This window comes from Deinococcus hopiensis KR-140 (assembly GCF_900176165.1).
GTDB classification, from domain to species: Bacteria; Deinococcota; Deinococci; order Deinococcales; family Deinococcaceae; genus Deinococcus; species Deinococcus hopiensis.
This window is the reverse complement of record NZ_FWWU01000009.1, coordinates 1,366,441-1,385,561: the sequence shown is the minus strand read 5'-3', so window position 1 is coordinate 1,385,561 and position 19,121 is coordinate 1,366,441. Positions and strand designations below refer to the sequence as shown.

The window sequence follows — 19,121 nt, the reverse complement described above, 5'->3', positions numbered from 1 at the left end:
TCCGGGACCCGTCAGCCACGCAACAAATGGGAAAAGTCCGCGCCCTCCAGCGGCGGCAGGTCCTGGAGGCTGACCAGGCCGAACTCCAGCAAGAAGCGCTCGGTGGTGCCGTACAGCAGCGGCTGGCCGACGGCGGGGCTGCGGCCGACCACCTTCACGAGTTCGCGCTCCTGCAGGGTCACCACCGTGCTCGCGCTGCCGCCGCGCATCGCCTCGATCTCGGCGCGCGTTACCGGCTGGCGGTAGGCGATCACGGCCAGCACCTCCAGGGCCGCCGCGCTCAGGGCGGGCAGGGGCGGCGGGGCCAGCAGGGGTGCGAGGTGCGCCGTGAGGGTCGGGGGCACCACCAACCGGTACCCTCCCGCCACCGCTTCCACCTCAAAACCCAGCTCGGCGGCCCGCAGCGTTTGCGCGAAGGTTTCCAGAGCCCGCGCCGCCGCCTCCTCGCGTAGCCCCAGCACGCCCGCCATCTCCTGCCGGGTCACGGGCCGCCCGGCCGCGAGCAGCGCCGCGCCGATCAGCGCCTGAACCGGTGGCCTCATCCGGCGTCTCCACCCAGCCCCGCCGCCCGCAGCCGTTCCCAGAGCGCCCGAACGGGGAGAGCGCCCTCACGCAGAACCTCGAGCGTTTCCCCGTCCACCCGCACCACAGTGCTGGCGAGGCCCTGCGCGGGCACACCGCCATCGGGCAGCAGAAACGGAACGAGACCGTAGGCCCGCGCTTCCTCCAGCGTTCGGGCAGCGGGCCGGCCACTGGGGTTGAGGCTGGTGGTGGCGAGGAGGCCGCCACTGGCACGCAGCAGGGCCAGGGCGATGGGATGGTCTGGCACCCGCAACCCCACCCAGCCACCCGGCGCGAGTTCTGCCGGACAGTCGGCGTTCGGGGGCACCACCAGAGTCAATGGACCGGGCCACTGGGCGGCCAGCGTGTCGAACGCCCGACCGCCGCGGGTCAACCGCTGGGCGGCGGCTGTGTCCTGGCAGGAAACTTGAACCGGCTTGTCTGAGGCGCGCCCCTTCAGTTCGTACAGGGCCGGCAGGGCGTCAGGTAGGACGGCCAGGCCCCACACCGTCTCGGTGGGGTAGCCGATGGCCTCACCCGCCTCCAATCGCTGTACCGCTTCGCGCAACACGTCCATAAGGTTGTCTTCCCGTTCTTTCACCTGTGACTCACCCGCTCCTGCCCCCGACTCGCCCAAGCTGTAAGGCTCCTGCAAGTGGCCACGTACTATACTCGTCTGTATGCCGGTCTATGAATATCGCGTGCGGGACCGTTCCGGAAAGGTTCTGAAGTCGCAGATGGAGGCCGAGACCCTCGGCCAGGTGCGCGACGTCCTGCGGGCCAAGAATCTCATGATCGTCGAGATCAAGGCCCCCAAGACCGGTCTGAGTGCCGACGTTCAGATTCCGGGCCTGAGCAACCGGCCGCCTGGCCTGAAGCAGGTGGCTGTGTTCAGCAAGCAGCTTGCCACCCTGATCAATGCCGGTGTACCGCTGGTCCAGTCTCTCTCGATCCTGCAGCGTCAAATGGAGAGCAAGACGCTTCAAACCATCATCAAAAATGTTCGCAGCGACGTCGAAGCAGGTACACCCCTGAGCGAGGCGATCTCCAAACATCCCAAGGTTTTTAACCGCCTGTACCTCAACCTCGTGCGTGCCGGCGAGACCAGCGGTACCCTCGACAGCATTCTCGAACGTATTGCCGCGTTTCAGGAAAAGGAACTCGCGCTGCGGGGCAAGATCAAAAGCGCGCTCACCTATCCTGTCATCGTACTGGTCTTTGCGCTTGGGATCACGTACTTTCTGTTGACCACCATCGTGCCTCAATTTGCGGGCATTCTGGCGCAACTGAACGCGCCACTCCCCTTCATCACGAAGATGCTGATGGCGGTCTCAGATTTTCTACTGCATTCCAGTTTTTTGATCCTCATCTTCATTGCTATCATTGTCTTCGTTTACCGTTGGTACTACTCCACCAAACAAGGTCGGCACATCATTGATGACATCAAGCTGCGTCTTCCCGTTTTCGGTCCTCTGGTCAGCAAGAGTGCGATCAGCTCCTTTGCTCGAACGCTGGGTCTGCTTATTAGCAGCGGCGTGAACATCATCGAGAGTCTGGACATTACGAAGGGGACGGCCAACAATGCCATCGTCGAGGAGACGCTGGAAAACGCGAAGAATGTGGTGATGGTGGGTGACCCCATGAGTGCCAGCCTCGCCACGAGCAAGGTTTTCCCACCTATGGTGGTGAGCATGGTGGCTATCGGTGAGGAGACCGGCGCGCTCGACAACATGCTGGGCAAGGTGGGTGACTTCTACGACCGCGAGGTCGACGAGGCCGTGGAGAGCCTCACAGCTGCCATTGAGCCCATCATGATCGTCTTCCTGGGACTCATCGTGGGAACCATCGTTGCCGGCATGTTTCTGCCCATGTTCTCGATCATCGGCGCCCTCAGCAAATAAGTTGTCAATTTCAAGCGGGAATGTCTGAAAATAGGTCAGAGTGTCAGTATAAAAAGGCCCTTTGTTGCGAAGGGCCTTTTTACATTGACTATGACAAAGTCAACGATTTCGGGCGCATGCGCCCCTCTGCTCCCCCTGCCACAGCTGACATACCAAAGTTGACGGCCCATTGTGATACCGGGCTTGATTTGAGACGCGCTATCAAGAAAATGCTCCATCTGGGCAATGCTTCTCAGAGGGATAAGCACACCCAGCGTCCCGAACTTGAGCCGGGATCAATAAAGTGCGTCTGAAAAAGGTCAGGGTGGACCCTTGGCCAAACGGCGGACCATCAAGCGGATCCTCACCTCGTAGACAAGGTTTTCAGCCGTCTCCGGCAGCGCTTCATCGTCCCTGGCCATGCGCCTGGATTTCCAGGGCCAGGCAGAGGTCCGCTCCACGACCCGGCGCCGTTTCAACACCACAAATCCCGCGGGCACCTCCACACGTCGTGGAGGTGCGCCTTTCGGTGCCCAGGTGGTCTGCCGGCCTGACCAGGGATTCCAGCGTCCAGCCGAGAAACGTTCCCTGTTCTCCTGCCAGTTTTCCGGTGTATCCCGCATCCGCCCACAGGTGCTTCATTCGGGGAAAAACATTCGGCGCCCCCTCGCAGGAGGAGGACCGCGGCCGCGCGGAGGAAGGACGTCCGCTTTATGCACTTTGATCGCCATGACGAGTCAGGGCGTATCCACGAGCAGATCACGCTTCCGTCCATTGACCTTCTGACCGCCGTCGTCACCACGTGGCCCCCCCGCCTCGGTGGTTATGACCGATTGGCTGTCAATCATTCCAGCACTTGGTGTCTCAAGGCGTCCTTCTCGCACCCGGACGACCTTCACGCAATTTGGTCTGCAACGTTTCCCACACGCCTTGCCGCCTCTACATCCTGTGCGCGTGGTCGGTTGTTTGCCAGGGGGAAAGATCGTGAGGCCGTCGCCCGCCAGGCCACGACCTCCGCGGAGGACGGAGAAGATGCTCTCCAGAATTTCTTGCAAAGACCACTTGCGCGGTCGACCCACAAGCAATTCAGGTGGGGTCAGCGGCTGGAGGACGTTCCACCCGGCATCGGTGAGGTCGTTTGGGAGGTCACGCCCGCGTCACGCGCGCACCACCTCCGCCCCATCATCCCTCCATCCTCTACGCAGGTAAAACCCGCTCCAGCACGTTTTTCAGACGCACTTTAGTCTGTCATCAGGCCTACGGCAAATCCCCGGCATCCTTGCGGAGGTGCCGGGGTTTGACGTTGTCCGGTCCGCCATCGTCTGGGACCTCTCACCCCGTTGCCTCCAGCACCATCCTGGTTTGTTGGGGTGGTCAGAGACGCCTTCAAGTTCGGCGTTTCTCGGCCAGGACCATCCGCACGAACTGGGCGAGGCGGGGCGCGCGGTTCCAGCGCTTGCGGTCCAGCCCCACGCGCCAGAGAAACTCCACACCGAGTCGGCGGGTCCAGGTGGGAGCGAGCTCAGCCGTCCCGGCGAGGACGTCGATCACGCCTCCACAACCGATCAGCACCGGCGCACCCAGCACCTGCCGCCAGTAGTGGTTGAAGATCTCCTGCCGCCCGGCCCCCATCGCTGTCAGGACGAGGTGCGCGCCGCTGGCGCCGACGAACTCGGCCACCCGTTGGTCTTCGGCCTGATCGAAGTATCCGTGGTGGATTCCCGCTACCTGGACGCCGTAGTCACGGACAGCGTGTTGCGCTGCCTGCTCTGCCACACCCGGCTTCGCTCCCAGAAAAAAGACGCGCAGCTCCGCGCCGTGACGCTCCATCAGGCCCTTCACGAGGTCGTACCCCGGCGCGCGGGGCACCTCGCGTCCCCGCAATTGTCGTGCGGCCCAGACGATGCCCACGCCATCGGCGGTGACGAGGTCTGCCTCCTGCATGGCCCGGACAAAGTCAGGCTGCGTGCGGGACTGCACGATGAATTCGGGGTTGAGGGTCACGACGGTGTGCGGGGTGCGGTGCGCGCGGAACATCCACTCGCCCAGCCGGGTGAGGGCGTGGTCGAGGGTCACGGGGTCCAGGGGCAGATCAAACAGCGTCAGGCGGTCCTCGGCTCCGGGCACAGGAGAGACGGGAGTGGAACGCGAATCGGCGGGCGTCATGGGTCGCGGGGACTATAACACGGGAAAAAGCCTCTTCCTTCTGCCTCCCGGCCCCTGACGGCCAGACGCGCGCTGCCCGCTCTCAGACAGGGCTGATGTGGCAGACTGTGCCCCATGATGTCTGGGCCGTTCGGAACACTGCCGAAAGAAGCGCAGGCGCAGGTGGGGGCCGCCGCCCGCGCGGGGCGCTGGGCGCGCGGTGGGCTGTTGTTTTACCCTGAGGACCCTGCCGAGACGCTGTTTGTCCTCACGCGCGGCAGCGTTCGCCTGTACCGTCTCGGCGCAGGCGCGCGGGAGGTCACCCTGGACGTGCATGGCCCGGGGCAACTGCTGGGCGCATCGGCACTGCTGCCGGGCGCGACCTACGGCATGTACGCCGAGGCGATGGACGACACCGAGGCACTGCTGCTGGGCCGCGAGACGCTCACCCGCCTGATGCAGACCAACCCTGCGGTGGGCGTCGCCCTGACCGAACAGATCACCCGGCAGACCCGGGGCGTGCAGGAACGGCTCTCGGGGCTGGTGTTCATGGAGGTCTCGCAGCGCCTCGCCCTGGCCCTGCTCGCCCTGGCCGAACGGGAAGGTCCCTGGCCCGAAGGCGGCAGCCTGGCCCTGCGCGAACGCGTCTCGCACCAGGATCTGGCCCACGTGGTTGGCAGTACCCGCGAGACGATCACCAAGCTGCTGGGCGACTTCCGAACGCGCGGCCTGCTGGACCTGGGCTACCGCCGCATCATCCTGACCGACCGCGCCGGTCTGGTCTCGGCGTCGCGAGAACCGCTGCGCTGAGGGGTGGGCCAGGCAGCCTGGGCTTCTGATAGTGTAGAAGTTAAAGTGGGAAGGACCGGCGACGCGCTGGGCCAGTGGGAAGGGTGGCACCTTGACGAGAAGCATTGCAGCGGCATACCGGGCGGGCGAACTGCCCGCTTTCTTTCGCCTCACGCCGGGTGACCTGGACGTGGCGGCCCGGGAGGCGCGCCCGGACGTCGACCGTGCTGCGCTGGCGGACGCCCTGCGCGCCTACCACCGCGACCTGGGCACGCTGGACCGGGACGTGGAGGCACACCTCACCCGCCTGGCCCATCCCGCCTCGCGCGTGGTGGTGACGGGGCAGCAGGCCGGGCTGCTGACGGGCCCTGCCTACAGCGTCCACAAGGGAGCTGACGCCGCGCTGCTCGCCCGTGCGCTGGACCGCGAGGAAGCGCCCGTGGTGGCCGTCTACTGGGTGGCCAGCCAGGACCACGACGCGGCCGAGGTGGCATCGACCACCCTGCTGGACGCGGAAGAAACGCTGCACCGCCTGACCCTGGACGTACCGGAGGGTGTGCCCGTGGGCCGTGTTGCGTGGCGGGAGGAATGGACGGAGGAGGTCTGGGCCCTGCTCTCCCGCTTCGGGACGTCCCCGGAACACCGGGCGGCGGTGCGGGCACGGGTGGAGGCGGCGGTGCAGGGTGGGGGCAGCTACGCGGACGTGTTTGCCCGGCTGATCCACGGCCTGCTCGGCTCGGCGGGCCTGCTGGTTCTGGACCCGCTGCACCCAGCCCTCGCCACGCTCATGTCTCCCACCCTGACCCGCGAACTGGAGTGTCCGCTGGACGGTCCGGCCCGGATCGAGGAAGCCGCGCAGCGGCTGGAAGCGGCGGGCTTCGCGCCACAGCTTCGCCGTCCCCCGGGCGCGACAAACCTTTTTCTGGAGGAGGAGGACGGTAGGCGGAGGCTGCTGCGCTTTGACGGGCGGGCGTTTGGGACCGAAACGCGCACATACACGCGAGAAGAAGTGCGGGCAGTGCTGGAGGCCGACCCCTCGCGCCTCACGCCGGCGGCGGGCCTGCGCCCCGTGGTGCAGGACGCGTTGCTGCCCACCCTGGCCTTTGTGGTGGGACCGGGCGAGATCGCGTATGGAGCGCAGTTGGCAAAGGTGTACGAACTCCACGGCCTGCGCCAGCCCCTGCTGTGGCCGCGCCTGAGCGCGACGTGGCTGGAGCCGAACGTGGTCCGGCTGCTCGCACGGCTGGGGGCGACGGCGGCGCAGGTGCAGGCCAGTCCCGAGGAGGTGCTGGGCCGCTCACTCGCGCGGGAACGGGGAGCGGGGGCCGCGGCGGCGGAACGGCTCTCGGCCCTTGACGCTGAACTGCGCGCCCTGACGGAAGAGCTCGCTGCCCTCGATCCCACGCTGGAAGGGGCCGCCGAACGCACCCGCCGCCGCACCACTGCCCGCGTGGCGCACCTCCAGATCCTTGCCGTGCGCGCTCTGGCCCGGCAGGAGGATGACCGCACCCGGCAGCTGACGCGGCTCAAACGCCACCTGCTTCCCCACGGCACGCCCCAGGAGCGCGAGATGAACTTCCTGACCTTTGTGCTCAAGCACGGCGATGAGCCGCTGCGGCAGTTGCTGACGCTCAAGCCGGGCACGCAGGTGGAACTGCCCATTCCCTAGAGCAATCCCGTCCTGAGAGAATCCAGAGACAACGCCACGGGGAGCGGCAGATGAGGTACCAAGGAGGAATGACGAACCTTCCCCATCCCGATCCTTCCACGCCTGAAACAAACCGCCCGCTGGATGCCGGAATGGAGGGGAGCGGCGATGGCCAAGAGCTTTACCCCGAGCACCACCGTCTTGACCGCCGCCCCCGCTGGGCGGCCCTGGCAATCAGCGGTCTGGCCGGAGCGGTCACCGTGACCCTGCTGAACGAGGGCGCGCGCCGCGCCCTGCTCCACGCGCCCCGTATGGACGTGATCGGCGAGCGCGCGCTGGCCGGAACGCTGGACGCCGTGGGTGTGAAACCGCCCCGAGGCCAGGCGCTGTACGGCTGGACGATGGCCGCCGATATCGTTTCCAACGCCCTGTACTACGGACTGGTGGGCCTGGGAAGCCGCGAGGCCGCGCTGGCCCGGGGCGCAGGGCTCGGTCTGGCCGCAGGCGTGGGCGCCGTGGTGCTTCCCGAACCGATGGGGCTGGGGAGGCAGCCAGGCGCACGAAATCCACGCACGCCCCTGCTCACCACCGCGTGGTATCTGGCGGGAGGGCTGGCAGCGGCAGCGACGTACCGGAGGCTGACCAGAGCGCCTTGAGCCGTTGGCCAACACCCCGGGGTGAGGGCTCCTGATCCTCCCCTACTCCAGGCGGTCCAGCCGCGTCCACCCGTACCGCAGCGCCCCCCAGGTGCCCAAGACGGTGGCGGTCAGCAGACCGGTCAGCCCCAGCACACCCTGCCAGGTGCCCAAAGCACTGAGGCCGGGAAAGAGGTCTGGGCGCAGCACGCTGCCTACGGCGGGCCTGGCAAGGAGGAGCAGCAGCGCGACGCTGTACGCGAGGCTCAGACCCATAAACGCCAGGCCCGCAGGACTGACGCCGATTTCGGCGGGGTTGTCGGCGGTGAAGCGCGGTCCCGCTGCGCCCAGGCCAATGCCCAGTGCCGTGATCACAAAGGCGTTGCTCACGCTCACCAGCCCGCTGAGCAGCAGCAGCGTGGGGCCGAGGTCCATCGAACGGGCGCTGGCGAGACCCATCACCAGGCCCAGGATCAGGGTGACGGGCAGCACGCCCAGAAATTTGCTGAGCACGATCTGACGCGGCGACATGGGCGCGGTGCGCAGCAGCCAGTAGCCCTGACCCTCGGCGCTGACCGCGGGAAAGGCCAAGCGCACCGCCACGCCCGCGACGATAAAACCCTGAAAGGCAAGCTGCACGTAACCCAAGATGCCCCGGAACTGCGGTACGGGAATGGGCACGGCCTTGACGGAGATGAGGTACACGCCTGCCAACGCCACCACGACGAGGAGTTGGCTCCACTGGGTGGGATCGCGCAGGGTCAGGCGCAGGTCCTTGTACGCGAGGCTGCCCGCTGGCCCCAGACGGTCATACAGGTGTTCCAGCGGTCCAGCGCGGCGGGGCGAGGGATCGAGTTTGGGCCGGCTGGAATCCAGAGCTCGCGCCCAGCCCTCTTGATACGCGCGGGTGGCAAGCCACGTGGCCCCCAGGAGCAGGCCCACGGCGAGCACGGTCAGCGGCAGCAGCGGCACGGCGAGGTGCCCGTGCGCCGCGCTCCAGATGCCCTGTGCGGCCCAGCTCGGCGGAAGAAGCGGACTGCCAGGGCCGGAGAAGCTCTGCATCAGGGCGTGGAACTGCTCGGGATTCTGCACCTTGGAGAGCAACACCTCTGGGCGCAGGGCGCGGATGGCGTAGACGAGGACAGCGCTGATAAGGACGCCCAGGGCCGTCGACACCTCACGCACGCGGCCCACTGGAGCGACGCGCATCAGTCCGACGGCGAGCAGGGCGCCCAGGCCCACCGGCGCGGCGAAGGTCAGGATGGCGGCGAGCAGCATCACAGGATACGTCCATAGAGGCGCGCGAAAGAACACCGCCACGGTGAGAAGCAGCGGCACGGTCAGCGCCAACGGTACCAGGGCCGTATTCAGAAACGTTTCGAAGACCTTCAGGCCGAACACCCGGCGGGTGGACAGCGGCTGCGCGAGCAGGAAGTTGAGGTCGTCGCTGAGGTACAGGGTAGAGATGGCCGCGGTGGTAGCGGAAAAGGTCACGCCGCTCGACAGCACAATCAGGCCCGTTTCCAGCACGCGGGAAAAGACGCCGAGGCCAATGTCACCGAAGCCGGAGAGAAAGTTCAGCGCCCGCCACGCGCCCCAGGTCTCGGCGGTGACGAGCAGCGCGGCGAGCAGGGCCACGAACAGATAGCCCCACTTCGGCCCCCGGGTAAAGGTGTTGCGGAAGGCCTGCCACTTCAGGGCAAGCAGGCTGGGAACACGCAGGGGGGCAGCCGGCACCGCCGGGGGCCGCGCCGTGGGGGGCTGGGCAGTCACGCCGTCTCCGCCAGTTCGCGCCTGCGCCGCTCCTCTTCCTGCTCCTCCTCCAGCAGCCGGAAGAAGATGCGCTCCAGGCTCTCGCCCATCACGCCGCCCGCCTCGGTTGCCGTCTGGGCGCGCAGGTCGCCCATGGTGCCCGAGGCGAGCACGCGGCCCCGGTCCAGCACAACCAGGCGGTCGCACACCGCCTCGGCCAGGGGCAGGCTATGGGTGGTCAGCAGCACGCTCCGGCCCCGGTCTGCGTGCGCCCGGAACAGCTCGCGCACCTGCCGTGCCGCGTGGGGGTCAAGGCCCACCATAGGCTCATCCACGATGAGGACGGGTGGGTCCGGGAGCATTGCGGCGATGATGGCGACTTTCTGCCGCATCCCGTGCGAATACGTCTCCACGAGTTCGTTGCCGAAGTCGGTGAGGCGAAACAGCTCCAGCCACCGGTCGATCTCGCGGTCCGCGCCCGGCACCGCGTAGAGCTGCCCCACAAAACGCAGCAGTTCCCGCGCCGTCAACTTGCCGTACAGGTAGGGCCGGTCGGGGATGTACCCGAACGAACGCTTGGCCCGCACGGGATCGGCCCATACGTCGAAGCCCGCCACGCGCACGGTACCGCCCGTGGGGCGGGTCAGGCCCACCAGCGCGCGGATGGTGGTGGTCTTGCCCGCTCCGTTGCTGCCAAGCAGACCGAACAGCTCGCCGGGACGGACCGAGAAACTCAGGTCAGACACGGCTGCGTGCGTGCCGTAGCGTTTGGTGTAGTGCAAGACTTCGATCACGTTACCGCCAGCGTAGACTTGCCCGTCTGACGAAAAGGTCACATCGGCGCAGGTGCCGCCCACGCCACCGCCGGGTCCGCCTCACGCGGGCCGGGACGCTCGGTGAGGAGGTCACCCAGAAGCTGAATCTCGTCGCGGTCGCCGTCCACCTCGCGGTACGACAGGACAAACGCATCGACGGGCCCAATGGGGTGTTCGGGCCACACGGCCTTCACGCGGCCCTGCGTCACCCCCTCCTGGCACACGAATTCCGGCAGGAAGGCCAGACCAAAGCCGAGCTCTACCGCCCGCAGCATGGCCCGGAGTTCGGGCACGATCAGGGCGACCTCTCCCGTGAAGTTCCGGCCGAACCAGTCCTGCCACACCCGGCGGTGCAGGGTCAGCTCGGCCCCGACGCTGATCCAGGCCTGCTCCAACAGCCAGGCCTCATCGGGCTGTGGGGGCACAGGCAGGTCGGCGGGCGCGATCAGCCGGAACCGCTTTTCGCCCAGCACCCGGTGCGAAATACCGCGCCCGCTGGCCCGGGCAGTGTTGACCACGGCGTCGAGCGCGCCCGTCTCCAGCAGCACAAACTGCTTGCGGTGGTCGCGCAGGTCGATCTGCACCCGGCTCCCGAGGCCTCTGAGGCGCGGCAGGGCGAAGCTGCAGGCGTAGTCCGGGGCCAGCCCCAGCCGCAGCAGGGGCGTGTGCGCCGCGCCGCGTTTCAGCCCGCGCATCACCCGCTCCAGCCGGTCCATGGACTCCACGATCTGCGCGTAAAAGGCCTTGCCGCGCTCGGTGGGCACCATGCCGCGCGGCGTCCGCACGAACAGGGGCTGGCCAACGCTGGCCTCCAACGCCGCGAGCTGCTGGCTGACGGCGGGCTGGGTGAGGTTGCGGGTGCGCGCCGCCAGGGACACCGAGCCCGCCCGGTAGATGGCGACGAAGTTGCGAAGCTGATTGAGATCGGCCATAAGCGATGGTAATACCCGGCATATTCGAAATCAATTTGAGTTATCTCTCTGGCCCGCGTAATGTTCCCTCCAGGCAGGCGGGAGGCGAAACGCAGCGCACGCTGCGTTCCAGACCGTCTTACCGCCTAACCCAAGGAGGACACCATGCGCATCACACGCCCCAGCCCGCTGCTCGCTGCAAGTCTGATCGGCTCACTGACCCTCACGAGCGCTGCCCTTCCCCCCCCGGTTGGGGTGCGCAACCTCGGTCTCGCTGCCCCCGAGTCCGTCTTCTACGACGCCGGGAACGACGTGTACCTCGTCTCCAACGTGAATGGCGATCCCTTTGCGCTCGACGGCAACGGCTTTATCTCCCGGTTCTCGGGGAACGGCAAGCTGCTGGACCTGAAGTGGATCGCCGGAGGCAAGGGCGGCGTGATCCTCGACTCGCCCAAGGGCATGACAGCGGTGGGCAACACGCTCTACGTCTCCGACGTGCACACCGTCCGCAAGTTTGACCTCAAGACCGGGCGGCCCCGGGGAGCGGTCACCATCGCGGGAACGAGCTTCCTGAACGACCTTACGGTTGACCGGGCGGGCGCGGTCTACGTGTCCGACATGGGCGTCAAGGCCGGAGCGCAGGGTTTTGCACCCACCGGGACCGACGCGGTGTACCGGATCAGCCCCGCAGACCACGTGGACGTACTGGCGAAGGGAACGTTCCTAAAGCAGCCCAACGGCCTGCTGGCCCTGCCCAACGGCAAGATCGAGGTGGTGCCCTTCGCCTCGAACGAGGTCTACACGCTGGACGCCAGGGGACGGCGCGGCGACGTGGTGAAGTTGCCCGGCGGCGCGCTCGACGGCGTAGTTGCCGCGAAGGACGGCCGCCTGTTGGTATCGAGCTGGGAAACGTCGAGCATCTACGCCGTGGATGACGGGCATAGGGTGAGCGTCCTGGCCGATCACCTGCCCTCGCCCGCCGACATCGGCCTCGACACGAAGCGGGACCGGCTGCTTGTGCCCATTATCAACGAGAACCGGCTGGTCTTTCAGCCGCTGAAGTAATACGGGTTCCGCGCGTTTTGCTGGCAACTGCGCCCCCGGAACCCGTTTCTCTCCTGCCCGGTCCGCCTGGATTGAACCACTTCATAAACGGTAGGAGTCCGGATCATCCCCTCCCGCCCCCCATGCTGCTTAGCGGCCGAACACCCCTTCCCATCGTGGCGTGCTCGGCCGCGTACTTCACGCTCCAGATGGGGAGCGGCTCAGAGCGTGGCCCCGGGCAGGCTGGCGTTCTCGCCGCACTTCAGCACGTCCAGAAGCGTTCGGGCGAGGGCTTTGAGGGCGGCTTGACGTTGCCCGGCGTCGCCCGCCCTGAACGCCGTTTCCAGGTGGCGGGCGACCTGCAGTTCCCGCGCCGCCAAATCGCGCAGCCAGTGCCAGGGTTTGACCTCCCACCAGCCCCGCGTGGTGTACAGGGTGCGCACAAGCCGGCCCACGGCCAGCGCCACCTGATACGGATGCAGCCCCTGCATCGCCCGCGCCTCCGCCACCTCGTCCACGAGCAGGTGCGGCGCGGCGGGCGTGGGGACTCGGGGAACGGGACCGCCGGTCCAGACGTCGCGGGCTTTTTGCACGGGCGCACCCAGATCGGGATGCGGAACGGGCGCCTGACCCTGCGCGAACATGGCGGTGGCATGGTCCGGCTCCGTCAGCATGGCGCGGACCTTCTGCGGCGGCTTGGAAAAGACCTCCACGGGCACCCCCGCCACGAAGCCGCTTCGCCGAGGTTTTGCCCCGGTCACCAGCGCGTGAAAATCCAGATCGTTGTGCGCGTCGGCCTCGCCCCGGGCGGCGCCGCCGCACCACAGCGTAGACCGCCCGGCGTGGAGGTCACCCGTGCCAGCGTGTTCGGGAGGACGACTTCGGGGCGGGCCTGCGCGGCGGGACCGGGCATGGACTAGGGTAGCGGAGGGGAGAGGGCCTGCCGTCGGCGTGTTGGCCTACCTCTCCCCTACACGGCCGTCGGTTCCGGAACGGGCAGCCAGTCCAGACGCAGCCCGTACCCCTCCAGCCAGGGGCCAAGCCGATAACGGGTGCGGGACAGTTCGGACAAGACCCGGTGCGCCCGCTCCACCACCTCGTACAGCTCGGGGGTGTCTATAAATCCGGCCTTGTGGGAGGAGAGCAATTCTTCCGTGTCCACGATCTCGGCGGCGAGACCGGCGTGAACCAGTACGTCGAGGTACTGGTCACGCACCGTCCAGACCTCGCCCATTCGGGCGATGCGGGCGAGGTCTATGTGGTAGTCGTGCTCACGCGGGCCGTGGAAATCGTAGCGGCAAACCACCAGGCCGAGCGCGGGCAGCAGGTGCGCCTGCCAGTGGCGGACCCGGGGATGGGCAATGAAGGGACGCGAGACGAACAGGCCGTGTTCGTGTTCCCGGTACGCCTGCACCCCCCGCACCCCCGTGTTCGTGTGGTGCAGGCGCGCGGGTACGTCGTGTCGCTCGATCTTGACCGGCTCGGCGTCCATACGGCATCGTACCCGGCTTGTGCCCGGGCCCAGCGTGAGCCGCGGCCCAAGCCCAGCTTCATGAACCCGGTTCAGACCACGGGCAGCGCGGGCAGGCGGTCAAAGCCTCCAGGCACGAAGAGGCTGCCCTCCGTCGTGCCCTGATCGGAGAGGGCATTCAGGCGCGCTTCCAGCTCCGCCGCGCCCAGTTCGAGCGCCAGGAAAGCGCGGTGGAGACCGATCACCTCGCGCACCTGCTCCGGCGTCTCGTGGACGAATTCGAGGCGGAAGTCGCGCAAGCCCGCCGCGAGCCAACCGCTCAGGTGCGCGCCCGCCACCTGCGGACGGCCCTCGAAGACCGTGTTGCGGCAACCCACATCCGCCATGACAGGGTGGGCGACGCCGCGCTCGTCGCGCAGGGCCACGCGGTGCGACTCGCAGGGGTGGCCGCACGAGGTGTAATCGGTGCCTTCGGACAAGAAACGGCAGAACACGCAGTGCTCGGTGTGGAACACCGGCAGGTGCTGGTAGGCGATGACCTCCAGCCCCTCCGGTCCCACCAGCGAGGCGAGTTCGGTGATCTGCCGGGCGTTGAGGTCATGGGTGGGCGTGACGCGCGTCAGGCCCAGTTCCAGCAGGGCGCGGGTGGTGAGCAGGTTGGCGGCGTTGAGGCTGAAGTCGCCGGTGAGCGTGGGGCGCTCCGGTACGTCCTGCAAGCCCTCCAGCAGTCCACCCGAACGCACAAGCAGCTCGGCGTTCAGCGACAGCAGGAACTTCTGGAGGTTGTGCTCGGTGGGCTTGAGGATGCGGGGGCTGGCGACGCGCACCCGGATTCCAGCCTCCCGCACCCGCTCCACGCTGGGTTTCAGGCCGTACAACTCCAGATAATCGAGCGTGATGGAGTCGGGGCGCTCGGCAATCGCGGCGTCCAGTTGATCGGGCGTACGGACGAGGACATGAAGGCGAGGCTGCGGGTCGTCGTCCGTGGATTGTGGGCGTGGCGCGGCGCTCAGCACCTCGTCCAGCCGGGGCCGAATACGGCGTTCGGGGGTCTGTCCGCGCAGGGCCGTCAACTGTTCAGCGGCCTCGCGGCGCAGGGCGTTCAGCCCCGAGACGGGGAGGAAGCCGGGACCCGACAGGTCTACCGTCAGGTCCGCCAGGTGATACCCCGTGCCGCCCAGCTTGCCCAGTTGCTCGCGCAGTCCGGCCTCGTCCAGCGCCCGGTTGCGGGCCGGAGACAGAGGCTCGGGGAGGGTGACGGTCACGCTGCGCCCCGCCTCGTCGGTGAGGGTCAGGGCAGGCACCTCGCCCACGTGCCCCCGGAAGTGGGCAGCGACCGGGCGGGTGTAGAGGGGATCGGCGGCCTCCACCAGCGGCTTGACGCGGACCGCAAGGGTGGGGTCCTGGGTGCGCCATACGGGATCCCCGGGCCGCACGCGCGCGGAGTCCACCGCACCGCGCCCAAAGCGGAGTTCGTGGAGGGTGGAGGGCGGAGCGCTGGCGGCGGAGCGCTGACCGTCCCTCTGCCGCTGCGCCACCGGGTTGACCTGATAGACGAAGCCCCCTTCCTCGCGGCCCTCGGGCGTGCGCCAGTTGGCGGGGTCAAAGACCAGGCCGTCACCGGGCTTCACTTCCTCGGAAAGCTCCACCAGCACGCCGCGTTCGGTGGTGCCGCGCACGGTGCCCACGCGCACTCCCCGGTGCCGGGGCGCACGACCGCGCACGACGGTCTGGTGGTTGGTGCCGCCAATAAAGTGCGGCCCCAGCCCACGCGAGTAGACCTGTTCCAGATCGCGCTCTTCCTGCGGCGTCACCGACAGGGGACGCTCCGCCCACGCCTCGTCCACAGCCTTGCGGTAGGCGGCGGTGGTGAGGGCCACGAATTCAGCGTCCTTGTAGCGGCCCTCGATCTTGAGGCAGTCGACACCCATGTTCACGAGGTCCGGCACCTGGTGCAGCGCGTACAGGTCTCCGGGCGAGAGCAGGTAGCGGGCGTCGCCCAGGTCACGCTCATCCCCGTCGACGAGCAGGTTATACGGCAGGCGGCAGGCCTGGGCGCACTGGCCCCGGTTGGCACTTCTTCCGCCCCACGCTTCACTGGAAAAGCACTGCCCACTGTAACTGACACACAGCGCTCCGTGAACGAAAGTTTCGAGTTCCACGTCTGTCGCGGCGGCGACGCGCCCGATGTCCCGCAGCGAGAGTTCGCGGCCCAGCACCACGCGGTTCGCGCCGAAGCGGCGGGCGAGTTCGGCTCCCTCGGCGGAAGTGATGCTCATCTGGGTCGAGCCGTGGATGGGCAGGTCCGGGCAGATCTCGCGCGCCAGCCGCGCCACGCCCAGATCCTGCACGATGATGGCGTCCACGCCCGACTCGGCGAGATGGATCAGCTGGCGCTCGGCCTCACGCAACTCGCGGTCAAAGACCAGCACATTGAAGGTCACGAAACCCTGCACACCCCGTTCGTGCAACCCGCGCATCAGTTCGGGCAACTGCTCATTGGTAAAGCCCACCTTCGCCCGCGCGTGAAACGCCTCCACGCCGAAGAACACCGCGTCCGCCCCCGCCTCCACCGCCGCACGCAACTGCGGCAGGCCGCCAACGGGACTCATCACTTCGGGTTTGATACGCGTTCGGGGGGTGGGGGTACGGGGGGAAACGGGCATAACGCGCCAGTCTACGGGAAGGGAATGGGAGGGAGAGTGAGCGGGGCAACGCCCAGCCCTACGCCTCTCCCATCACGGCCTGCCGCAGCGCCGGAACGCCCCCCGGATATGCCCGCGCCTCCAGTCCGTCTGCCCGCAAGTACTGCGCCGCCAGCCCCGAACGCACGCCCCGCTCGCAGAGCACGAGCAGGGGGCCGAGGTCTGCGCCCAGGCCGTGGGCCCCCTCTTCAATCTGGTCCAGCGTAACGGCGCGGCTGGGCAGCGGGGTCAGGCCTTCCAGGGGCTCGCGCGCCCGCAAGTCCTCGGGGCGCAAGTCGATCAGCAGGGCAGCGCCTTCCATTTCGTCCACGCCCCCAGTTTACGGTTCCGCCCATGGGGCACCATCGTCCCGCACACGCGCCTGTATGCTGGGCGGCATGACCGGTCAGATCCCGCGAGACGTATCGCCCCAGGAAGGGCAGAAGATGGTGCAGGAAGGTGCCCTGCTCGTGGACGTGCGCGAGCCGCACGAGTACGCTGAGGTTCACGCCGAGGGCGCGCAGCTGATTCCCCTCAGTGAATTTGAGACGCGCTTTGCCGAACTCCCGAAAGACCGCCCCCTCGTCATGATCTGCCGCAGTGGGGCCCGCAGCGCCCGCGCCGGAGGACACCTGCTCGCCCAGGGCTACAGCGACGTGGTGAACCTCCAGGGCGGCACCCTGGGCTGGATCGACGCCGGACTGCCCACCGGGGAAGGAAACGCCTGATGGACGACACGAATGTGAACGCGGCTGCCGTGGAGCAGGCGGGCGGCCTCCCCACCCAGGAGCAGATCCTCGAAGCACTGAAGGTGGTCAAGGACCCCGAGATTCCGGTCAACGTGGTGGACCTCGGCCTGATCTACGGCGTGGACGTGGCCGAAAGCGGCCTGGTGGACATCACCATGACGCTGACGAGCGTGGGTTGCCCGGTGCAGGACCTCATCCGCGCCGACGCCGAGATGGCTGTGGGCCGCCTGGACGGGGTGAACGAGGTCAACGTGGAGTTCGTATGGACGCCGCCATGGGGTCCAGACAAGATGACTGAAGACGGCAAGCGGCAGATGCGGATGTTCGGCTTCAACGTATAGGAGCGGCCAGTCGCCAGCACGAAAAAGCCCCGGCGCAACGCTGGGGCCTTCCTGTTTTTGCTGACCGCTTCCTCAATCGTCCTGACTCCGCGCGATCCCCAGCACGTTCAGCAGCTGCGCGAGGGCCATTGCAAAGCCCACGACGTAGGTCAGGGCAGCGGCAGTCAGCACAGCGCGGGCGCCCTGGGCTTCCTGGCCGGCCACATAGCCGCGCCCATTGAGGTAGACCAGCGCGCGGCGGCTGGCATCGAATTCGACGGGCAGGGTGACGAGGTGAAACAGCAGGGCGGCGGCAAACAACACCACGCCCAGCCAGACCAGACTGCTGAGGTGCACCATGACGCCGATCAGGAGCAGCCACGGCGCGAAGTTCATTCCCAGACTCAGCGGCAGGGCCAGGCGTCCGCGCAGGGCGAGGGCAGGCATACGCACCTTGTCCTGCAGGGCGTGCCCCACCTCGTGCGCGGCGACGGCCAGGGCACCCACACTCGGCGCACTGAAGTTGCTCTCGGAGAGGTTGACCGCCTTGCGGATGGGATCGTAGTGGTCATTCAGGGCGCCGGGGACCATCTGCACCGGCACGTTCGTGAGGCCGTTCTCGTCCAGCATCTGCCGTGCGAGTTCCGCTCCGGTAAGGTTCCGGGAGTTGCGCACCTGGCTCCAGCGCCCATAGGTGCGGCTGAGGTAGCCCTGCACCAGCAGCGAGGCCACGAAGAGAATCAGGATCAGGGGGGTGTATGGACCGAAAAACACGGGGGTTCCTCCTGTCCAAAGTTTAGTGTCCTACACTCAAGTCTGATGAGGTGATGTTCTAAGGGGCTTCAGGCACAGTCCCTCAAAGGGGCGGAGCGCGGCGCACGCTGAATGTCATGGCGGTGCGTTCCTCGTCGGCCACCTCCAGCTTGAAAAAAGCAGGCTGTACGGTGAGGTCCAGGCCGTCGCCCTCCAGGTAGCCCCGGGCGATGGCGAGCGCCTTGACTGCCTGGTTGACGGCAGCGGGGCCGATGGCGTGCACCTCGGCCCGGCCCTGCGAACGGATCAGGCCGGCGATCGCGCCGGCCACCGCGTTGGGCCGCGACTTGCCGGACACGCGGAGCGTCTCGACCGGAGGAGAAATGTCCATGAGGTTAATGCTTCTAATCTACGCGCTGAGAGAAGGCAGGGCAATGGGCCGGGTGAGGGCGACCCCTGAATCTGCTTTCATGAATAGCGTGACTTCCGTTTCCTCCCTGACCCTTTCCGTCTTGCCTGGCGAGTACAGCGTCGCGCAGTTGCCACCCTCCGCTCCCCTCCCCGTGTGGGCGGCCTCCGGCAAGCTGTGGGCCATCGTCGGTGCGCCGGGCGAGATCAGCGTGGTGACCGAGAGCGCCCGCATTCCGGCGGACGTGCAGGCCGAAAACGGGTGGGCGGCCCTCCAGCTGCACGGGCCCTTTCCCTTTCACCTGACCGGAGTTTTGTCGGCCGTGCTGGTTCCGCTGCGCGGTGCAGGCGTGGGCATCTTCGCGCTGTCCACCTTTGATACGGACTACGTGCTCGTCAAGGCGCAACGGCTGGCAGAAGCGCTGCAGGCCTTGCGCAGCGCTGGACATACCGTGACGGAGAGATGACGGAAGCTGTGCGGACGCACTAAAGAGACGTTGAAGGCTTGACGTTCCGCTCACCTCCCGCTGAAAGGCGGGTGACGTACCGCACGCAC

The 19,121-nt window shown here is 67.4% G+C and carries 21 protein-coding genes; 8 read left to right on the top strand and 13 right to left on the bottom strand.

The window, feature by feature from the left end:
- Positions 1 to 11 precede the first annotated feature (11 nt).
- Positions 12 to 542, bottom strand: coding sequence for an SMC-Scp complex subunit ScpB (gene scpB / locus B9A95_RS20280; protein ID WP_084048927.1), 531 nt, complete (start codon positions 540 to 542; stop codon positions 12 to 14).
- The gene (locus B9A95_RS20275; RefSeq protein WP_245808409.1) at positions 539 to 1,162 is read right to left on the bottom strand and encodes an L-threonylcarbamoyladenylate synthase; all 624 of its coding nucleotides are present in this window, start codon (positions 1,160 to 1,162) and stop codon (positions 539 to 541) included. The genes scpB and B9A95_RS20275 overlap by 4 nt, the downstream gene beginning before the upstream one ends.
- 79 nt (positions 1,163 to 1,241) lie before the next feature.
- Between B9A95_RS20275 and pilC the strand changes: the two genes are divergently transcribed.
- A complete protein-coding gene (gene pilC, locus B9A95_RS20270; protein WP_084048926.1) occupies positions 1,242 to 2,462 on the top strand; it encodes a type IV pilus assembly protein PilC in 1,221 nt (406 codons plus the stop codon).
- 1,365 nt (positions 2,463 to 3,827) lie between these two features.
- On the opposite strand, the gene B9A95_RS20260 is transcribed toward pilC, so the two are convergent.
- Positions 3,828 to 4,607: a WecB/TagA/CpsF family glycosyltransferase gene (locus B9A95_RS20260; RefSeq protein ID WP_084048925.1), complete on the bottom strand. Its 780-nt coding sequence runs from the start codon at positions 4,605 to 4,607 to the stop codon at positions 3,828 to 3,830.
- Positions 4,608 to 4,721: 114 nt separating this feature from the next.
- On the opposite strand from B9A95_RS20260, the gene B9A95_RS20255 reads away from it, so the two are divergent.
- The 3 genes from B9A95_RS20255 to B9A95_RS20245 all read left to right on the top strand — a co-directional run bounded on the left by B9A95_RS20255 (position 4,722) and on the right by B9A95_RS20245 (position 7,679).
- Positions 4,722 to 5,396: a Crp/Fnr family transcriptional regulator gene (locus B9A95_RS20255; RefSeq protein ID WP_084048924.1), complete on the top strand. Its 675-nt coding sequence runs from the start codon at positions 4,722 to 4,724 to the stop codon at positions 5,394 to 5,396.
- 91 nt (positions 5,397 to 5,487) lie between these two features.
- The gene (gene bshC, locus B9A95_RS20250; protein ID WP_084048923.1) at positions 5,488 to 7,044 is read left to right on the top strand and encodes a bacillithiol biosynthesis cysteine-adding enzyme BshC; all 1,557 of its coding nucleotides are present in this window, start codon (positions 5,488 to 5,490) and stop codon (positions 7,042 to 7,044) included.
- 68 nt (positions 7,045 to 7,112) lie between these two features.
- The gene (locus B9A95_RS20245; RefSeq protein WP_245808408.1) at positions 7,113 to 7,679 is read left to right on the top strand and encodes a hypothetical protein; all 567 of its coding nucleotides are present in this window, start codon (positions 7,113 to 7,115) and stop codon (positions 7,677 to 7,679) included.
- A gap of 42 nt (positions 7,680 to 7,721) precedes the next feature.
- Here the strand turns inward: B9A95_RS20245 and B9A95_RS20240 are convergent, their stop codons facing one another.
- From B9A95_RS20240 to B9A95_RS20230, 3 genes are read right to left on the bottom strand one after another with little or no spacing between them, the layout of a single operon-like run.
- Complete coding sequence (locus B9A95_RS20240; protein ID WP_245808407.1) at positions 7,722 to 9,431, bottom strand: putative ABC transporter permease subunit; 1,710 nt, start codon at positions 9,429 to 9,431, stop codon at positions 7,722 to 7,724.
- Positions 9,428 to 10,204 carry an ABC transporter ATP-binding protein gene (locus tag B9A95_RS20235; protein ID WP_084050864.1) on the bottom strand — a complete coding sequence of 259 codons (777 nt, stop codon included), beginning with the start codon at positions 10,202 to 10,204 and terminating at the stop codon, positions 9,428 to 9,430. Before B9A95_RS20235 ends, B9A95_RS20240 begins: the two co-directional genes overlap by 4 nt.
- 38 nt (positions 10,205 to 10,242) lie before the next feature.
- Positions 10,243 to 11,157 (bottom strand): LysR family transcriptional regulator, encoded by a 915-nt coding sequence (locus tag B9A95_RS20230; RefSeq protein ID WP_084048922.1) that lies wholly within the window; start codon positions 11,155 to 11,157, stop codon positions 10,243 to 10,245.
- Positions 11,158 to 11,301: 144 nt separating this feature from the next.
- On the opposite strand from B9A95_RS20230, the gene B9A95_RS20225 reads away from it, so the two are divergent.
- Positions 11,302 to 12,201, top strand: coding sequence for an SMP-30/gluconolactonase/LRE family protein (locus tag B9A95_RS20225; protein ID WP_084048921.1), 900 nt, complete (start codon positions 11,302 to 11,304; stop codon positions 12,199 to 12,201).
- 200 nt (positions 12,202 to 12,401) lie between these two features.
- Here B9A95_RS20225 and B9A95_RS20220 read toward each other — a convergent pair whose 3' ends face one another.
- The 5 genes from B9A95_RS20220 to B9A95_RS20205 form a co-directional block, all read right to left on the bottom strand.
- Positions 12,402 to 12,908: a hypothetical protein gene (locus B9A95_RS20220; RefSeq protein ID WP_139806912.1), complete on the bottom strand. Its 507-nt coding sequence runs from the start codon at positions 12,906 to 12,908 to the stop codon at positions 12,402 to 12,404.
- 29 nt (positions 12,909 to 12,937) lie between these two features.
- Positions 12,938 to 13,093 (bottom strand): hypothetical protein, encoded by a 156-nt coding sequence (locus B9A95_RS34015; RefSeq protein ID WP_170928728.1) that lies wholly within the window; start codon positions 13,091 to 13,093, stop codon positions 12,938 to 12,940.
- Between the two features lie 57 nt (positions 13,094 to 13,150).
- A complete protein-coding gene (locus tag B9A95_RS20215; protein WP_084048919.1) occupies positions 13,151 to 13,672 on the bottom strand; it encodes a DUF402 domain-containing protein in 522 nt (173 codons plus the stop codon).
- A 71-nt stretch (positions 13,673 to 13,743) separates the two neighbouring features.
- The gene (locus B9A95_RS20210; RefSeq protein ID WP_425429963.1) at positions 13,744 to 16,317 is read right to left on the bottom strand and encodes a U32 family peptidase; all 2,574 of its coding nucleotides are present in this window, start codon (positions 16,315 to 16,317) and stop codon (positions 13,744 to 13,746) included.
- Between the two features lie 58 nt (positions 16,318 to 16,375).
- Positions 16,376 to 16,657, bottom strand: coding sequence for a rhodanese-like domain-containing protein (locus B9A95_RS20205; RefSeq protein ID WP_084048917.1), 282 nt, complete (start codon positions 16,655 to 16,657; stop codon positions 16,376 to 16,378).
- A gap of 76 nt (positions 16,658 to 16,733) precedes the next feature.
- On the opposite strand from B9A95_RS20205, the gene B9A95_RS20200 reads away from it, so the two are divergent.
- Entirely contained in the window at positions 16,734 to 17,063 is a 330-nt protein-coding gene (locus tag B9A95_RS20200; RefSeq protein ID WP_084050863.1) for a rhodanese-like domain-containing protein, read from the top strand.
- Positions 17,063 to 17,425, top strand: a complete 363-nt coding sequence (locus B9A95_RS20195) for a metal-sulfur cluster assembly factor (protein ID WP_170928727.1) — start codon at positions 17,063 to 17,065, stop codon at positions 17,423 to 17,425. The genes B9A95_RS20200 and B9A95_RS20195 overlap by 1 nt, the downstream gene beginning before the upstream one ends.
- Before the next feature lie 72 nt (positions 17,426 to 17,497).
- Here the strand turns inward: B9A95_RS20195 and B9A95_RS20190 are convergent, their stop codons facing one another.
- Both B9A95_RS20190 and B9A95_RS20185 read right to left on the bottom strand, forming a co-directional pair.
- Positions 17,498 to 18,178: a zinc metallopeptidase gene (locus B9A95_RS20190; RefSeq protein WP_084048915.1), complete on the bottom strand. Its 681-nt coding sequence runs from the start codon at positions 18,176 to 18,178 to the stop codon at positions 17,498 to 17,500.
- A gap of 82 nt (positions 18,179 to 18,260) precedes the next feature.
- Positions 18,261 to 18,548: a stage V sporulation protein S gene (locus tag B9A95_RS20185; RefSeq protein WP_084048914.1), complete on the bottom strand. Its 288-nt coding sequence runs from the start codon at positions 18,546 to 18,548 to the stop codon at positions 18,261 to 18,263.
- A gap of 79 nt (positions 18,549 to 18,627) precedes the next feature.
- Here B9A95_RS20185 and B9A95_RS20180 point away from each other — a divergent pair, with 79 nt between their 5' ends.
- Positions 18,628 to 19,032: an ACT domain-containing protein gene (locus B9A95_RS20180; protein WP_084050862.1), complete on the top strand. Its 405-nt coding sequence runs from the start codon at positions 18,628 to 18,630 to the stop codon at positions 19,030 to 19,032.
- Positions 19,033 to 19,121: the final 89 nt, after the last annotated feature.

Coding starts and splice junctions, on each gene's coding strand:
- pilC (WP_084048926.1), top strand. CDS start 1,242: ATGCCGGTCTATGAATATCGCGTGCGGGACCGTTCCGGAAAGGTTCTG.
- B9A95_RS20260 (WP_084048925.1), bottom strand. CDS start 4,607: ATGACGCCCGCCGATTCGCGTTCCACTCCCGTCTCTCCTGTGCCCGGA.
- B9A95_RS20200 (WP_084050863.1), top strand. CDS start 16,734: ATGACCGGTCAGATCCCGCGAGACGTATCGCCCCAGGAAGGGCAGAAG.
- B9A95_RS20225 (WP_084048921.1), top strand. CDS start 11,302: ATGCGCATCACACGCCCCAGCCCGCTGCTCGCTGCAAGTCTGATCGGC.
- B9A95_RS20245 (WP_245808408.1), top strand. CDS start 7,113: ATGACGAACCTTCCCCATCCCGATCCTTCCACGCCTGAAACAAACCGC.
- B9A95_RS20210 (WP_425429963.1), bottom strand. CDS start 16,317: ATGCCCGTTTCCCCCCGTACCCCCACCCCCCGAACGCGTATCAAACCC.
- B9A95_RS20185 (WP_084048914.1), bottom strand. CDS start 18,548: ATGGACATTTCTCCTCCGGTCGAGACGCTCCGCGTGTCCGGCAAGTCG.
- B9A95_RS20255 (WP_084048924.1), top strand. CDS start 4,722: ATGATGTCTGGGCCGTTCGGAACACTGCCGAAAGAAGCGCAGGCGCAG.
- B9A95_RS20180 (WP_084050862.1), top strand. CDS start 18,628: ATGAATAGCGTGACTTCCGTTTCCTCCCTGACCCTTTCCGTCTTGCCT.
- B9A95_RS20195 (WP_170928727.1), top strand. CDS start 17,063: ATGGACGACACGAATGTGAACGCGGCTGCCGTGGAGCAGGCGGGCGGC.
- B9A95_RS34015 (WP_170928728.1), bottom strand. CDS start 13,093: ATGCCCGGTCCCGCCGCGCAGGCCCGCCCCGAAGTCGTCCTCCCGAAC.
- B9A95_RS20205 (WP_084048917.1), bottom strand. CDS start 16,657: ATGGAAGGCGCTGCCCTGCTGATCGACTTGCGCCCCGAGGACTTGCGG.
- B9A95_RS20230 (WP_084048922.1), bottom strand. CDS start 11,157: ATGGCCGATCTCAATCAGCTTCGCAACTTCGTCGCCATCTACCGGGCG.
- B9A95_RS20215 (WP_084048919.1), bottom strand. CDS start 13,672: ATGGACGCCGAGCCGGTCAAGATCGAGCGACACGACGTACCCGCGCGC.
- scpB (WP_084048927.1), bottom strand. CDS start 542: ATGAGGCCACCGGTTCAGGCGCTGATCGGCGCGGCGCTGCTCGCGGCC.